The following is a 16145-nucleotide window of genomic DNA, read 5'->3' on the forward strand; positions in this document are numbered from 1 at the left end:
TGTGGAGCGACACGCCCAAGCGGCGCCTGTTGAGGGAAAGTCAGGGCACACCGGGTTCTGGGCACACCGGGGGAATCGGAGCACAACCGAGGGGTTCGGGGAAGCCCGGGCGCTCTGCCCTAGGCCGGCGCCGGGGTTCCCTCGGGCTGCCGGGCGCCCTGCGCCGCGGGCGGCGAGACCACGACGGCGAGCACGCCGAGCCCAGTGTGCGCCGCGAGGACGGCCGGCAGGGGCGAGACGACAATCTCCGCCGCGGACCGCCCGGCTGCCCCGGCGAGACCGGCCGCGAAGTCCTCGGCCTCGTCCGCGTTGCCGAAGTAGTGCACCGCGACGTCCGGCGTCCCGGCCTCTGCGCAGCGCTCGAGTGCCAGTTCGCGCAGGCGAGTCACGGCGCGGGTGGCGGTGCGGACCCGCTCGAGCGGGACGATGAGCCCGTCCTGGAGCGTCAGGATCGGCTTGATGGCGAGCATCGTGCCGATGAGGGAGGCCGCCGCGCCGATGCGCCCCCCGCGGCGCAGCTGCTCGAGGCTCGGGACGTAGAACAGGGCCTCGGAGCCGGGGATGCGAGCCAGCGCCGCGGCCTGCACAGCGCCGGGGTCGGCGCCGTCGGCCGCGGCCGTCACCGCATCGCGGACAGCGAAGCCGAGGGCCATCCCGGCCGTGCGCGAGTCCACGACCTGGACCGGAATCCCGACCCGCTCCGCGGCGAGGCGTGCCGCGTCCGCGGTGCCGGACAGCCCCCCGGAGAGGTGGAGTGACACGATGCCTTCGAAGCCAGCTTCCTCGAACGAGCGGTAGGCGCGCTCGAACTGCCCGGGCGAGGGCCGAGAGGTCCGCACGGGCCGGCCCGCCGCGAGGGCGAGGCCGAGGGCCGTGTCGACGTCCTGGCCCTCGGTGAAGATCTCGTCCCCGGCCATGACGGGCAGGGTCACCGACGCGAAGCAGCCCGCACGAGCGAAGTCCTCGGTCCACGCCGCCGGCAGGGCCGCGGCCGAGTCGGTGACGACGGCCGTGCGCGGCCGGGCCGGGGGCACGGGGGGCGGCGCGGGCCGCAGCCGGCCCAGACCGCGCCGCAGCCACGCCCAGGCCGGGGCCTCCGGCGCCTTCCTCTCCCCCTCCCCCACGGTTCGAACCGTCAGGCCGGGACGATGTTGACGAGCTTCGGCGCCCGCACGATCACGGTGCGGATCCCGCGGCCGTCCAGGGTACGGGCCACGTTCCGCGAGGCCAGGGCGAGCTCGCGCAGGGCGTCCTCGGTGATGTCGGGGGCGACCTCGAGGCGGTCGCGCACCTTCCCCTGGACCTGCACGACGGCGGTCACGGTGTCCTCGACGAGGAGTGCCGGATCGTGCGCGGGCCAGACCGCGTTGGCGACCGACGGCTCGTGCCCGAGCGCGGCCCACAGGTCCTCGGCCGTATACGGTGCGAAGAGGCTCAGGATGATCGCGAGGGCCTCGACGGCCTCGCGCACGGCCGGGTCGGCCCCGCCGGGACCCGAGTCGATCGCCTTGCGGGTCGCGTTGGTCAGCTCCATGGCCTTGGCCACGACGACGTTGAACTTGTGCGACTCGACGAGCTCAGTGGCCTCAGCGAGGGTGCGGTGCGTGACGGCGCGCAGGGCGCGGTCGCCGCCAGCCGGGTCCGTGCCCGGGGCGCTCGTGACGTCCTGGCCGAGGCGCCATGCGCGGGCGAGGAACTTGGCCGAGCCGGAGGGCGAGACGTCGGCCCAGTCGACGTCGTCCTCGGGCGGGGACGCGAAGACCATGGTGAGGCGAATGGCGTCGACCCCGAACTGGTCGAGCTGCTCCCCGAGGTCCACGCCGTTGCCGAGGGACTTGCTCATGGCCTTGCCGCCGTTGAGCACCTGGCCCTGGTTCATGAGCGCCGCGAAGGGCTCGTCGAAGTCGATGAGGCCCATGTCCTTGATGACCTTGGTGAAGAAGCGGCTGTAGAGCAGGTGCAGGATGGCGTGCTCGACACCGCCGACGTACTGCGCGACGGGCATCCAGTTCTTCGCGGCCTCCGGGTCGAAGGGGCCCTCGGTGTAGTCCGGGGAGAGGTAGCGCAGGTAGTACCACGAGGAGTCCACGAAGGTGTCCATCGTGTCGGTGTCCCGGGTGGCGGCGCCGCCGCAGGACGGGCACGGGACGTTGACCCACTCGGCCGCAGCCGCGAGGGGCGAGGTTCCCTTGGGCGCGAGCTGCTCGCCGCGGAGGTTGTCCGGCAGGCGCACGGGAAGTTGCTCGTCGGGGACCGCCACCTCGCCGCACTCGGCGCAGTGGATGATCGGGATCGGGGCGCCCCAGAAGCGCTGGCGGGACAGGAGCCAGTCGCGCAGCCGGTAGTTGACGGTGCCCTTGCCGGTGCCCGCGGCCTCGACGATCTCGATGGCCTTGGCAATGCCCTCGGCCTTTGAGAGGCCGTCGAGCGGGCCGGAGTTGACGAGGGTGCCCTCGCCGGCGGTCGCGACGCCAGTCTCGGCCGGGTCCTCCTCGCCAGTGTCGAGCACGGCGCGGACGGGCAGGCCGAACGCGCGGGCGAAGTCGAGGTCGCGCTGGTCGTGCGCGGGAACGGCCATGATGGCGCCCGTGCCGTACTCGGCGAGGACGTAGTCGGCGGCCCAGACGGGGAGCCGCTCGCCGTTGAGCGGGTTGATGGCGTAGCGGCCGAGGAAGACGCCGGTCTTCTCGCGGTCGGTGTTCTGCCGCTCGATCTCGGAGAGGTTCTTGACCCGGTCCTGGTAGTCGGCGAGCTCCTGCGCGTGGGCAGGGGCGACGAGCTCAGTGGCGAGCTCGGCGTCTGCCGCGACGACGAAGAACGTCGCACCGTAGAGAGTGTCCGGGCGGGTCGTGAAGACGGTGACGTCCCGCGCGGGGCGCCCCTCTGCGCCGTCGAGTGCCTCGATCGCGAAGTGGACGTGCGCGCCCTCTGAGCGGCCGATCCAGTTGCGCTGCATGGCCAGGACGCGCTCGGGCCAGTGGCCCTCGAGCTCGGCCATGTCGTCAAGGAGTCGGTCGGCGTAGTCGGTGATCTTGAAGTACCACTGGTTGAGGGCCTTCTTGGTCACCGGGGTGCCGCAGCGCTCGCAGGCACCGTTGACGACCTGCTCGTTGGCGAGCACGGTCTGGTCCTTGGGGCACCAGTTGACGGGGTGGTTCTTGCGGTACGCGAGGCCGCGCTCGTAGAAGCGCAGGAAGAGCCACTGGGTCCAGCGGTAGTACCCGGGGTCGGAGGTGTGCAGACGCCGGCTCCAGTCGAGGCTCAGGCCGTACCGCTTGAACGACGCCGCCTGGGTGTCGATGTTCGCGTACGTCCACTCGGACGGGTGCGCGTTGCGCTTGATCGCCGCGTTCTCGGCGGGCAGGCCGAAGGAGTCCCAGCCGATCGGGTGGAGCACGTCGAAGCCCTTGAGCCGCCAGTAGCGCGCGACGACGTCGCCCATCGCGAACGCCTCGGCGTGGCCCATGTGCAGGTCGCCCGAGGGGTACGGGAACATGTCGAGCACGTAGCGGCGCTCGCGGCTGCCGTCGTCCTTCGGCGTGAACACGCCGAGCTCGTCCCACACCGCCGGCCACTTGGCCTCCATGGCAGCGAAACTGTAGCTGCTGTCGGAGCTCGCCTCGCCTGCTGCCTGTGTTCCGGTTCCTGTCTCCGGCTGAACGCTCACTGCTGCCCTCTTCTGTTCTTCCATGACGCCTGCCCGGCCATGACGGTTCCCGCTCCTGCCTTGGACCAGATGATCCATAACACACAAAAGCCCCTCGACAAGGAGGGGCGGCCGCTCGACGTGATGCGCCGGGCGGCTAAGTAAGCAGGAGGCTCGCGTGCACGCTTCTACTCTAGCCGCTCCACGGCGCCCCACGCGAAAGGGAGGCCGGAGGCCTTTGGCCGTGGACGTCGCTCGGCAGTAGGTACCGGGACCCAGAGAGCAAGTACCGACGGCGATTCAGGTCGCGTACCCGAGAGTCTTGCGGCCATTTCCCAGCGGGTTCACCATGTTGATTGAGTCTGGGGGTGTAGCCAAAGGTCTCAGGTTGAGGAGCCTGAAATGAAACTTTGGTGCGCCGCACGCCCGCCCCTAGGCCGGCCTACGACGACACAGCCTCAGTTGTCTGCTCCCGGACAATACAGGCGCTAGCCATGTTCGGCTGGTTTACGAGATTCAGCCTGCAGTTCCGCATCCTCGTGCTCGCCATCGCGGCGGGCATCATCGGGTTCGGAATCATCAGCATTCCGCGCATGGCCGTCGACGGCCTCCCGGAATTCGCCCCCGCCCACGTTGAGATCCAGACCGAGGCGCTGGGGCTGTCCGCGGTCGAGGTGGAGCAGCTCATTACGACTCCGATGGAGGCGGACCTGCTCAACGGCGTCCCGTGGCTCGAGGAAATCAGGTCCAAGTCCGTCCCGGGCCTGTCCTCCATTGAGCTCGTCTTCCGTCCTGGTACGGACCTGATGCGGGCCAGGCAGCTGGTGGCTGAGCGCATGACGCAGGCCCACGCCCTGCCCAACGTGTCCTCTCCCCCGCTGATCATGCAGCCGCTGTCTTCAACCAGCCGGCTGCTCATGGTGCGGATGTCGTCCAAGCAGCTGTCAGGCATCGACATGTCGGTGCTGGCCCGCTGGAAGATCAAGCCGCGGCTCATCGGTGTCCAGGGCGTCGCCAACGTGTCCATCTGGGGGCAGCGTGAACAGCAGCTCCAGGTGGAGGTCAACCCTGCGACCCTGCGCGACAAGGGTGTGACCCTCGAGCAGATCATCAAGAGCGCGGGCAACGCGGTCTGGGTCTCGCCGTTGAGCTTCCTGGAGGCATCGACGCCGGGCACCGGTGGCTTTATCGAATCCTCCAACCAGCGTCTCGGCATCCAGCATGTCCTGCCGATCCGCAACCCCCAGGAACTGGCCCAGGTGCACATTGAGGATTCCGATCCATCCCGTGCCCTGGGCGATGTGGCCACGGTGAAGGAAGACCACCAGCCGCTCATCGGCGACGCCGTCATCGGGCAGGACCCGGGGCTGCTGCTGGTCATCGAGAAGTTCCCCGGCGCCAACACGCTCCAGGTGACCCAGGATGTCGAAGCCGCGCTGAAGGACCTGGCGCCTGGCCTGACCGGCGTCGAGCTCGACACCTCGGTGTACCGGCCGGCCTCAGCCCTGCAGGAGACCGTGGACCGGCTTGGCATCGCGTTGCTGGTCAGCCTCATCCTGATGGTCGCCCTGTTCTGGCTCCTGTTCAGGTCCTGGCGAGCGGCCCTGGTGGCCCTCGTGTCCCTGTCGACGTCGGTGACGGCCGCTGTGCTCGTCCTGCAATGGCAGGGAGAGACGCTGAACGTCACAGTCCTCGTGGGAGTCCTTCTGGCCGTGGCCTTGATCGTGGGAGACATCGTCGAGGACTTCCACGCGCAACTGCGCGGCGCCCCGGCGCCGGAGGGAAGGCAAGCGAACGGCGACTTCAAGTCGTACGTCACCGCTGTTGTCCGGTGGGTGCGCGTACCGCTCCTGCTCGCTTCCCTCACCCTCGTCCTGGTCATGGTCCCTGCACTCTTCACCGGGGGCCTTCGGGAAGCCTTCTTCAGGCCCCTGATCTGGGCGATGGCCCTAGCGCTCCTGGCCGCGTTCATCGTCGGCATCAGCGTGACCCCGGTCATGGTGCACCTGCTGTTGAAGCGCTCCATGCTCCACCGGCCGGAGTCGAGCCGGTTCACGAAGGCCCAACGCTCTTATGGCAGTGTCCTGGAGCGGGGACGCGGGATGCTGCCTGTTGGTGTTGCGGCAGCTGCGATCGTCGGAATCGCCGGCCTGCTGGCCGCGTCGCAGCTCGTCGGCAACCGCGCCATCGTCCCGACCCTGCCGGACCGGACGATCCTGGTCCAATGGGATGCCAGGGCGGGAACGTCGACCTCTGAAGTCAGCAGGATCGCCTCACGAGCCGCCGACGAGCTGCGCACCGTCTCCGGCGTCACCGGAGTGGGCGGCCATGTGGGGCGGGCCATCTCGTCCGATCAAGTGGTGGGCAACAGCTCTGCCGAACTGTGGGTCTCGGTGGCCCAGAACGCCGACTATTCACAGGTTGAAAGCGCCGTTCGGGAGATCGTCAATGGCTACCCCGGAATCGCCCAGAACATCACCAGCTACTCGCAGCAGCAAATCGGCGAAACTCGCGCCGGCGTCGAGCCCGACTTCACTGTCCGGGTCTACGGCACGGAGATGAACGTCCTCAACGAAAAGGTCCAAGAGGTCCGCCAAGCCCTGGCCAACATCAAGGGCCTCGAATCTCCGCGCATCAACTCGACCCCCCGGCTTCCCGTCCTCGAGGTCGAAGTGGACCTGAAAGCAGCCCAGGCAGCAGGCGTCAAGCCCGGCGACGCCCGACGGGCGGCGGCGACGCTCATGCAGGGCATCGTGGTCGGCAACCTGTTCGAGCAGCAGAAGGTCTTCGAAGTGGTTGTCCGCGGCACGGCCGACGTCCGCGACGACCTGACGAGCCTGCGGGATCTTCTCCTGGACGCCCCCGCCGGTGGCCATGTGAGGCTCGGCGATATCGCCCAGGTACGGATCGTCCCGAACGAAACGGTGGTCAACCACAACGCCACGAGCCGTTACATCGACATCGTCGCCGATGTCAGGGGCCGCCCCCTGGCTGATGTCGAGCGCGACATCCAGACGGCGATCCAGACCGTGCAGTTCCCGGTGGAGTACCACGCCGAGATCCCGACCAAGTACGCCGACAGACAGAACGCCACCTTGCTCGCTCTGGGCATCGGGGGCGCCGCGCTCCTGGGCGTGCTCATCCTGCTGCAGACTGCCGTCCGCAGCTGGAAGACCGCGGTGGCCGCTTTCCTCGGCCTCCCGGCGGCGCTTTCGGGCGGTCTCCTGACAGCCTTCCTGGCCGGCAGTTCCGTGTCGTGGGTGTCGCTGGCCGCCCTGGCCGTACTGCTGGCGATAGCGGTCCGCAACACAGCGGTCTTCGCTGCAACCTGCGACCGAAGGTGGCGGGAGGACCCCGGCGCCGCCCGTGCCACGATCGTCATGGCGGCCGCCAAGGAACGCGTGGCTCCTGTGCTGAAGGCTGCGGCCACGACCGCCCTCGTGCTCATCCCGATCGCCCTCTTCGGCGGGGCGGCAGGCTCGGGTGTGGTGGCGCCGATTGCACTCATCATCGTCTGTGGCCTGGTGACCACGACGCTCTTCGCTCTCCTGCTGGTTCCTCTGCTGATGCTGTGGTTCGGTCCCCAGCACGGCCCGGAGGACTGGGAAGCGACCTACCGCGCGGATGTCCCTGCCATGGAGAAGGTGGAAGCAAAATGACACGTCGTCCTTCGACCGGCCGCCAGGCGGCGGCAGGCGCGGCCACTTGTGTCTGGTTGGTCATGGGATTGTCATTCCTGTCTGGCTGCGGCACGCCCCCCGTGGGTGCGTCCCCGACGTCCACGGCGGCCCAGCAGGCCGCCAAGGTCGAAAAGAACGCCCAGACGGGGATTGCCAAGATCACGCTTTCGGAGAAGGCCATCAGTCGCTTGGACCTCAAGACGACGACGGTCCAGGCCGGGACGGGCGGCGCGGCCATCACGCTGCCCTATGAGGCGCTGATCTATGACGCTCGGGGGGCGACCTGGGTCTACACGAATCCAGAGCCGCGCGTCTACCAGCGGCAGGAGGTCGCTGTGACACGCATCGAGGGTGCCACGGTGTTCGCTTCGTCCGGGCCGCCAGTGGGAACCGCTATCGTCACGACCGCGGCTGCCGAGCTCTTCGGCGCCGAATTCGACACGGCACACTGACATGCGCCGCATTGTTGCCGCCAGCCTGAGGTTCCGCTCAATCATCCTGGCACTCGCAGCGGTGCTCATGGTGGTGGGCAGCGCCCAGCTGAGCACTGCATCCGTGGACGTGTTCCCGGAGTTCGCTCCCCCGCGCGTCGAAATCCAGACGGCCTGCCTTGGCCTGACGGCCTCCGAGGTCGAAGAACTCGTCACCGTGCCGCTCGAAGAGGCGTTCAACGGTATCGATGGGCTGGACGAGCTGCGATCGAAGTCTGTGTCGCAGCTGTCCTCCATCGTCCTGCTCTTCAAGCCCGGCACCGACCAACTGAATGCCAGGCAGCTCGTGTCGGAGAGGATGGCCACGGTCATCCCGACACTTCCGACCTGGGCCGCGCCGCCGGTGATGCTGCAGCCGCTCTCCTCGACGAGCCGCGCGATGAAGATCGGGCTGTCTTCGGACACCCGGTCGCTCATGGAAATGTCGATGATCTCCTACTGGAACATCCGGGCGCACCTGCTTCGGGTCCCTGGCGTGGCCAACGTGGCCATCTGGGGTGAGCGGCTCCAGATGCTCCAGGTCCAGGCAGATCCTGTCAGGATGCAGGCCCACAATGTGAGCCTGGAGTCCGTCATGACCGCGACGTCAGAAGCCCTCGACTCAGGTCTCCTTCAGTACACCCCCGGTTCGCTCATCGGGACCGGCGGCGCCCTGGACACCCCCAGCCAGAGCCTCGGCATCCGGCACGTCCAGGCCATCACGACTCCGGCGGACCTCGCCCAGGTCACGGTGGAGGAACGGCCGGGAGGAGCGCCGCTGAAGCTTGGCGACGTGGCAGACGTGGTCGAGGACCACCAGCAACTGATCGGCGACGCCGTGATCGACGGCGGCCCCGGAATCATGCTGATCGTGGAAAAGCTGCCCTGGGGCAACACCCTGGAGGTGACCAAGGGCGTCGAGGAAGTCCTCAAGCAGATCGAACCCGGCCTGAGCGGGATCAAGGTGGACACCACCCTGTTCCGGCCTGCCACGTTCATCGAGGAATCCATCCACAACCTCAGCCTGGCGCTCCTCTTCGGCTGCCTCCTGGTCATCCTCGTGCTCAGTCTCTTCCTGTTCCAGTGGCGTACGGCCTTCGTGAGCGTCGTGGCAATCCCGTTGTCGCTCATGGCCGCCCTGCTGGTCCTCTACTGGACCGGTGGCACGGTCAACACCATGGTGCTGGCGGGACTGGTCATCGCTGTCGGAGTCGTCGTTGATGACGCCATCATCGACGTCGAGAACATCGTCCGGCGGCTGCGCAAGCACCGGGCCCAGGGCGACGGTTCCAGCACGGCCCGCGTGGTCGTCAATGCGTCCATCGAGGTCCGCGGTCCCATCGTCTACGCGACGCTCATCATCATCGCCGCCACAGTGCCGATCTTCTTCCTGGACGGCCTCACCGGCGCCTTCTTCCGACCACTGGCCATTTCCTACACCTTGGCCGTGCTCGCCTCGATGGTCGTCGCGCTGACCGTGACGCCGGCGCTCGCCTACATCTTCCTGCGCAAGGCACGGCTGGAAGACAAGGACCCGCCGGTCGTGCGCGTTCTGAAGCGCTGGTACAACAAGGTGCTGCAGCCCGCCGTGAAGCATCCCGTCCCGGGCTATGCCGCCGTCGGCGTGCTCGCCATCGCCGGCATCGTCACTGCTCCCCTGCTCGGGCAGTCCCTGCTCCCGGAATTCAAGGAGCGCGACTTCCTGATGCACTGGATCACGCAGCCGGGCACGTCCAATGCAGAGGAGGTCAGGGTCAGCCAGGCCGCGTGCAAGGAGCTCATGACTATCCCCGGCGTCCGCAACTGCGGCTCCCACATCGGGCAGGCGTTCGCCGCCGACGAAGTGGTGGGCGTGAACTTCGGCGAGAACTGGATCAGCGTGGACCCCGCTGTTGACTACGACAAGACGCTGGCTTCGATCCAGGAGGTCGTGGAAGGCTACCCCGGCATCAAGCGTGACGTTCAGACCTACCTGAAGGAACGCATCCGCGAGGTGCTGACCGGGACGGGATACGCAGTCGTTGTCCGTGTCTATGGCGACGACCTGAAAGAGCTCCGGACCCAGGCTGACAAGGTGAAGAAGGTCCTGGGCGAGGTGCCAGGCGCCCTCGGCGCCAAGATGTCGCTCCAGGTCGACGTGCCGCAGATCGACGTGCAAGTGGACCTGGTCAAGGCGAATCAGTATGGGCTGAAGCCCGGCGACGTCCGGCGCGCCGCCGCCACTCTTGTGGGGGGTGAGGAAGCCGGCGACATCTTCCGCGACAACAAGGCGTACGACGTGCAGGTCTGGAGCCCTCCGGCCATCCGAACGAGCGTCAGCAGCATCGAAAGCCTGCCCATCGACACGCCCTCCGGCCAGAAGATCCGTCTGGGCGAGGTCGCTTCAGTCCAGGTCAAGGCGACGCCCAACCAGATTGAGCGGACGGCTGGGTCCCGTCGCATCGATGTCAGCGCCAATGTGAAGGAAGGGGACCTGGCTGCCGTCGTCGCCAAGCTCAACGAAGGGCTCGCGACGATTGACTTCCCCACCGGCTACCATGCCGAGGTGCTCGGCGAGTACGCCGAGCGCCAGGCGGCGACCCAGCGGCTGCTGATCTTCGCCGTCGGTGCCGTCATAGCGATCTATCTGCTGCTCCAGGCAGCTTTCCGCAGCTGGCGATTGGCGACACTCATCATGCTGACGCTCCCCGTTGCCCTTGTGGGTGGCGTCCTCGCGGCCTTGATGGGGGGCGGCATCCTCTCCCTGGGATCGTTGGTGGGCTTCCTCACCGTGATGGGCATCGCTGCCCGCAACGGCATCCTGCTGGTCAACCACTGCCAGCATCTGGAGGAGCATGAGGGGGAGGAGTTCGGCCGGGCCTTGGTCATGCGCGGCGCTGCGGAACGCCTCTCGCCGATCCTGATGACCACGCTGGCAACGGCGCTTGCCCTCGTTCCCCTCGTGATCATGGGCAACCTCCCAGGGCACGAGATCGAACACCCCATGGCCGTGGTGATCCTCGGCGGCTTGGTGTCCTCGACGCTCGTCAACCTGTTCATCGTTCCGTCGCTGTACCTGCGGTTCGCCAAGCCGCGGAAGCGCCGGAACGAGCCCGAGGCCGAGCCGGTTCCGGCCGCCTGACGCCCCGCACCCATGAAAGGAATCCCCATGTTCCATCGACGCCGCCGGATCACGGCAGGCACATCGGTGCTGCTGCTGGTCGCAGCCACGCTGTCGGTCGCGACAGCGGCAGGCGCCAATGCGGCACCGCCGCCGGCCGAGTTGTGCGGGCCCGGCTCGGCCATCAACTTCAACGCCGATGACTTCGTGCAGCCCACGAAGATCAGCAACAAGTGGTTCCCGCTCAAGCCCGGCATGCAGTTCGTGACCACCGGCACGGTGACGTCGGCCGACGGCGTCCACACGCATTCAGTGATCCACACTGTCACGGGACTGACCAAGGAGATCGACGGCGTGACAACCCGCGTGCTCTGGGACCGTGACTACGAGGACGGTCAGCTGCTGGAATCAGAGCTGGCATTCTTCGCACAAAGCCGCAACGGAACGGTGTGGCTGTTCGGTGAGTATCCGGAGGAGTACGAGAACGGCGAGTTCATCGGAGCGCCCAGCACCTTCATCCATGGCCTCGCCAAGGCGCAGGCCGGCATCGCCATGCTGGCCAAGCCGTCGCTGAGCGCGCCGGACTACGTTCAGGCCTATGCGCCGAAGGTCGACTTCCTCGACTGCGGCAACGTCATCCAGAAGAACCAGCGTGTGTGCGTCCCCACGGGCTGCTACAACGACGTCCTGGTCATCGACGAGTACAACCCGTTGGAGCCTCCCGAGGCAGGGCACCAGCGCAAGTTCTACTCTCAGGGCGTCGGCCTCGTGAAGGTCACCGCCGTCGGTGGCCCCGACCAGGAGTTCATGGATCTCGTGCATATCGCCACGCTGAGCCCTGAGGAGCTCAAGGAGGTGAACGCGCAGGCACTCGAGCAGGACGCACGCGGCTACGAGGTCAGCCGGAGCGTCTACGCCAAGACTGCGCCCGCCGAGGTCGGGTAGCCTCGACCTGGAACGATCCGATCAGCGGGAGGGGCGGCACTCACGGTGCCGCCCCTCCCGCGCGCATGGCCGGCTCTAGCGGACGTCGTCGTCGACCCAGTCCATCGACTTGGCCACCGCCTTGCGCCACAGCCGCAGCTGCCGGTCACGCTCCGCGGCATCCATCGACGGGCTCCAGCGCCGGTCCTCGCCCCAGTTCGCCGAGCACTCGCCGAGGTCCTTCCAGAAGCCGACGGCGAGTCCGGCGGCGTAGGCCGCCCCGAGCGCCGTCGTCTCGATGACGCGGGGGCGCACGACGTCGACGCCCAGGATGTCGGCCTGGAACTGCATGAGCGCATCGTTGGCGACCATCCCGCCGTCGACCTTGAGCTCGGTGAGCGGGACCCCGGCGTCGGCATTGACGGCGTCGAGCACGTCGCGGGTCTGGAAGGCCGTCGCCTCGAGGGCGGCCCGGGCGATGTGCCCCCGATTCGCGAAGCGGGTGAGGCCCACGATCGCGCCCCGGGCGTCCGGGCGCCAGTACGGGGCGAAGAGGCCCGAGAAGGCCGGCACGATGTACACGCCGCCGTTGTCCTCGACCGAGCGGGCGAGCTCCTCGATCTGGGGGGCGGTCTGGATCATGCCGAGGTTGTCCCGCAGCCACTGGACGAGGGAGCCGGTGACGGCGATCGAGCCCTCGAGCGCGTAGTGCGGCGCCGCGTCGCCGAGCCGGTAGCCCACCGTAGTCAGTAGGCCGTTGCCCGAGTGCACGATCTCCTCACCGGTGTTGAAGATGAGGAAGCAGCCCGTGCCGTAGGTGTTCTTGGCCTCGCCGGGGCCGAAGGCGGCCTGGCCGAAGGTCGCCGCCTGCTGGTCGCCGAGGATGCCCGCGACCGGGACCCCGCGCAGCAGCTGCGAGCCGTGCACTGTCCCGTAGACCTCCGAGGAGGATCTGATCTCCGGCATCATGGACGCCGGCACGCCGAAGGCGTCGAGGATCTCCTGGTCCCACGCGAGGGTCTCGAGGTCCATGAAGAGCGTGCGGGAGGCGTTCGTGACGTCCGTGGCGTGCACTCCCCCGTCCGTCCCGCCGGTGAGGTTCCACATCAGCCACGCGTCGGTGTTGCCGAAGAGGAGGTCGCCGGCCTCCGCCCGGGCCCGGGCGCCCTCGACGTTGTCGAGGATCCACGCGATCTTGGTGCCCGAGAAGTAGGTCGCGAGCGGGAGCCCGGTCTTCTTCTTGAACCGCTCGACGCCGCCGTCCTCGGCCAGCCGGTCCACGAGGGGCTGGGTCCGCGTGTCCTGCCAGACGATGGCGTTGTAGACGGGCTCGCCGGTCGTCCTGTCCCACACCACCGCCGTCTCGCGCTGGTTCGTGATCCCGACGGCGGCGATGTCGTGGCGCGTGAGGTTGGCCTTCGAGAGGGCCTGGCCGATGACCTCGCGGGTGTTGTCCCAGATCTCGCGCGGGCTGTGCTCCACCCAGCCGGCCTGCGGGAAGATCTGCTCGTGCTCGAGCTGGCCGGTCGAGACGATCCCGCCGGCGTGGTCGAAGACGATCGCGCGAGTGCTCGTCGTGCCCTGGTCGATCGCGATCACATACGTGCTCGGGGATGCTTTCTGCTCAGACATTCATGGCTCCTTCGGATGAGTCTGCAGTGGGAGAAGCGGGTGGGGTTCGATGGCTACCGGACGACGGACGCGAGGACGTCCGGCGTCCACAGGGCGACGTGTCCGGCGGCAATGCCTCCCAGGGTCGGGCCGACGATCGGTATCCACGAGTATCCCCAGTTGCTGGCCCCTTTGCCCCTGATCGGCAGGACGGCGTGGGCGATGCGGGGACCGAGATCGCGCGCGGGGTTGATCGCGTAGCCCGTGGGGCCGCCGAGCGAGACACCGATGCCGACGACGAGGAGCGCGACGGCGAGCGGGCCGAGGCCCGACGGCGTCCCGCCGAACGAGAGCACGACGAGGACGAGGACGAACGTGCCGATGATCTCGGTGACGAGGTTCCAGGGCGTCGAGCCGATGGCCGGCCCCGTGGAGAACGTCCCGAGCTTGCTGGCAGGGTCCTCCTCGTGGTCGAAGTGCTGCTTGTACGCGAGCCAGCAGGCCACGGCCCCGAGGAACGCCCCGGTGACCTCGCCCGCGAGATAGGCCAGGGTCGACGCGAGGTCGACGGCGACCCCGGGGGCGTACTCGGCCCTGCCGTTGGCGAGCAGGCCGAGGGTCACGGCGGGGTTGAGGTGGGCGCCGGACGCCGCGGCGACGTAGACGCCGGCGAACACGGCAATGCCCCAGCCCCACGTGATCATGAGGAAGCCGCCGGCATGGCCCTTGGTGCCCTTGAGCACGACGTTGGCGACGACGCCGCAGCCGAGCAGGGTGAGCATTCCCGTGCCGAGCACTTCGGACAGGAAGACGGTGGCGAGAGACATCATTGGCTCCTTCCGAGAGCGGGTGGCGTCAGGAGACGAGCTGCTCGACGTCGACGCGGTGCCGGCTGGACAGCGTGGCGATGGCTCGCTGCGCCTCGCGCCGCGTCTGCTGCGCGTCCCAGCCCAGGCAGGGCGCGAGGTGCTCGGCGACCTCGTGGACGAGCTCCGCCGTGACGAGGCCGCGGAACGCGAGGGACGTCCTGCGCAGGAGCACGTCCTCGACGTGGGCGGCCTGCTCGTGCTCCGCCATCCATGCGAGCTCGCGCACGCTCAGCTCCCGGGTGGTCTCGAGGGGCCGGTCCTCGCCGGCGACGAGATAGGCCGCGACCTGCTCCGCCCGGGTGCCGTATCGGGCCAGGAGCGTCGCGGCGCGGCCGCGGTCGATCCCGCCCCCGAGCCGGCGCGCGACCCAGGCGTCGACCGCCTCCTGGCCGGCGGGGAAGTCGCGCCCTCCCCCGATGGGCAGATCGGCTGTGCTGACGGACCGGGGACGTCCCAGGAGGCCGAGCACCTCGTCCGAGAGGTGCTCGGACAGTGCGCGGAAGGTCGTCCACTTGCCGCCGACGAGGCTCAGCACAGGTGCGGTCCCGCCGGGGAGCGCGTCCCTCTCGATGCGGTAGTCGCGCGAGACGAACCCCGGGGCCGTGCCGTCGTTGCGGGGCAGCGGGCGTACTCCGGAGAAGCTGTAGACGATGCTGCTGCGGTCCACGTCCAGGCCCGGGAAGACGTGCTCGATGAGGTCGAAGAAGTAGTCGATCTCGGCGTCGGTGCACGTGGGCTCGAGGTCATCGCCGGCCGGGACGTCGGTGGTCCCGACGAGCACGCGGTCGCCGAGGGGATAGATGAGCACGATCCGGCCGTCGCTGTGCTCGAAGAAGATCTCGCGCCCCGCGCAGGCCCTGTGCAGCCCGGGGTGGTCGAGGACGATGTGTGACCCCTTCGTGCCGCCCATGAAGGCAGTGGGTCCGCCGAGAGCGCCGTTGGTCCGGTCCACCCAGGCGCCGGTCGTGTTCACGACCACGTCGGCGCGGAAGGGGAACTCCTCGCCGGTGAGCTCGTCGCGCAGGAGGACGGCGCCGTCGGACGCGCCGACCGCGCTGACGTAGTTGCTCGCCCGCGCGTGCGGGCCCGCCAGGAGGCCGTCGCGCAGGACGTCGAGTGTCAGCCGCTCGGGGTCGTGGACGGAGGCGTCGAAGTAGGTGGCGGTGTACTTGACGTCGGGCCGCAGCGCGGGCAGCTCCGCGAGGGCGCGCTCCCGGCCGACGAAGCGGTGCCGGGGCAGCGCGCCGCCGCCGCGCGAGAAGGCGTCGTAGAGGCTCAGGCCGAGCTTGATGAGCACGGCGCCGCGCTCGTGCGGCGTTCCCGAGCGGTGCGTGAGGAACCGCAGGGGCGCGTTCAGGATCCCCGAGAACGTCGAGAAGACCGGGATCGTCGTCTGCAGCGGCTTGACGTAGTGCGGCGCGAGGCGGAGCAGCCGGTTGCGCTCGACGACGGACTCGCGGACGAGCCGGAACTCCCCGTTCTCGAGGTACCGGATGCCGCCGTGGATCATGTGCGACGACGCGCCGGAGGCCCCGGCGCAGTAGTCGCCCCGCTCGACGAGGGCGACGTCGACGCCCTGGAGGGCGAGGTCCCGGAACGTCGCCACGCCGTTGATGCCGCCGCCGACGACGAGCACGTGCGCCCGCGGGGCGGACCGCAGGGCGGCGGTGTGGGAGCGGGGGTCGGGGACGGGACGGTCTGGTGCCACGGTTTCTCCTTGCGGGGTGGTCTGCTGTGGGGAGCGCTCGCGATAATTCTTCGAAGAGCTGCACAGAAAGATCAATATCCGTGCACAAACGTGCAGGAAGGGCGCCCATGAACTCCTCCGAGACGGGATTCCGGCCT

At 68.6% G+C, this 16145-nt stretch carries 9 protein-coding genes; 4 read left to right on the forward strand and 5 right to left on the reverse strand.

The window, feature by feature from the left end; genetic code table 11:
- Positions 1 to 119 precede the first annotated feature (119 nt).
- Together ACUYMY_RS09260 and leuS are read right to left on the reverse strand one after the other, a co-directional pair.
- Positions 120 to 1124, reverse strand: coding sequence for a DegV family protein (locus ACUYMY_RS09260; protein WP_481703285.1), 1005 nt, complete (start codon positions 1122 to 1124; stop codon positions 120 to 122).
- 11 nt (positions 1125 to 1135) lie between these two features.
- A complete protein-coding gene (gene leuS, locus ACUYMY_RS09265; protein WP_481703286.1) occupies positions 1136 to 3667 on the reverse strand; it encodes a leucine--tRNA ligase in 2532 nt (843 codons plus the stop codon).
- Between the two features lie 473 nt (positions 3668 to 4140).
- On the opposite strand from leuS, the gene ACUYMY_RS09270 reads away from it, so the two are divergent.
- From ACUYMY_RS09270 to ACUYMY_RS09285, 4 genes are read left to right on the forward strand one after another with little or no spacing between them, the layout of a single operon-like run.
- Positions 4141 to 7305, forward strand: a complete 3165-nt coding sequence (locus tag ACUYMY_RS09270; RefSeq protein ID WP_481703287.1) for an efflux RND transporter permease subunit — start codon at positions 4141 to 4143, stop codon at positions 7303 to 7305.
- Positions 7302 to 7778: a hypothetical protein gene (locus ACUYMY_RS09275; protein WP_481703288.1), complete on the forward strand. Its 477-nt coding sequence runs from the start codon at positions 7302 to 7304 to the stop codon at positions 7776 to 7778. The genes ACUYMY_RS09270 and ACUYMY_RS09275 overlap by 4 nt, the downstream gene beginning before the upstream one ends.
- A 1-nt stretch (position 7779) precedes the next feature.
- A complete protein-coding gene (locus ACUYMY_RS09280; protein WP_481703289.1) occupies positions 7780 to 10917 on the forward strand; it encodes an efflux RND transporter permease subunit in 3138 nt (1045 codons plus the stop codon).
- A gap of 27 nt (positions 10918 to 10944) precedes the next feature.
- Positions 10945 to 11841 (forward strand): hypothetical protein, encoded by an 897-nt coding sequence (locus ACUYMY_RS09285; protein ID WP_481703290.1) that lies wholly within the window; start codon positions 10945 to 10947, stop codon positions 11839 to 11841.
- 75 nt (positions 11842 to 11916) lie between these two features.
- On the opposite strand, the gene glpK is transcribed toward ACUYMY_RS09285, so the two are convergent.
- Genes glpK through ACUYMY_RS09300 form a run of 3 tightly spaced genes read right to left on the reverse strand, consistent with a single transcriptional unit; the run spans position 11917 to position 16008 of the window.
- Positions 11917 to 13452 (reverse strand): glycerol kinase GlpK, encoded by a 1536-nt coding sequence (gene glpK / locus ACUYMY_RS09290; RefSeq protein ID WP_481703291.1) that lies wholly within the window; start codon positions 13450 to 13452, stop codon positions 11917 to 11919.
- A gap of 53 nt (positions 13453 to 13505) precedes the next feature.
- Positions 13506 to 14258 carry an MIP/aquaporin family protein gene (locus ACUYMY_RS09295; RefSeq protein ID WP_481703292.1) on the reverse strand — a complete coding sequence of 251 codons (753 nt, stop codon included), beginning with the start codon at positions 14256 to 14258 and terminating at the stop codon, positions 13506 to 13508.
- Between the two features lie 28 nt (positions 14259 to 14286).
- Positions 14287 to 16008: a glycerol-3-phosphate dehydrogenase/oxidase gene (locus ACUYMY_RS09300; protein ID WP_481703293.1), complete on the reverse strand. Its 1722-nt coding sequence runs from the start codon at positions 16006 to 16008 to the stop codon at positions 14287 to 14289.
- Positions 16009 to 16145 lie beyond the last annotated feature (137 nt).

This window comes from Sinomonas sp. T428B (assembly GCF_056780155.1).

Bases quoted from the DNA above. Each gene is read 5' to 3' on its own strand.
- ACUYMY_RS09270 (WP_481703287.1), top strand. From the start codon at position 4,141: ATGTTCGGCTGGTTTACGAGATTCAGCCTGCAGTTCCGCATCCTCGTG.
- ACUYMY_RS09275 (WP_481703288.1), top strand. From the start codon at position 7,302: ATGACACGTCGTCCTTCGACCGGCCGCCAGGCGGCGGCAGGCGCGGCC.
- ACUYMY_RS09280 (WP_481703289.1), top strand. From the start codon at position 7,780: ATGCGCCGCATTGTTGCCGCCAGCCTGAGGTTCCGCTCAATCATCCTG.
- ACUYMY_RS09285 (WP_481703290.1), top strand. From the start codon at position 10,945: ATGTTCCATCGACGCCGCCGGATCACGGCAGGCACATCGGTGCTGCTG.
- glpK (WP_481703291.1), bottom strand. From the start codon at position 13,452: ATGTCTGAGCAGAAAGCATCCCCGAGCACGTATGTGATCGCGATCGAC.
- ACUYMY_RS09295 (WP_481703292.1), bottom strand. From the start codon at position 14,258: ATGTCTCTCGCCACCGTCTTCCTGTCCGAAGTGCTCGGCACGGGAATG.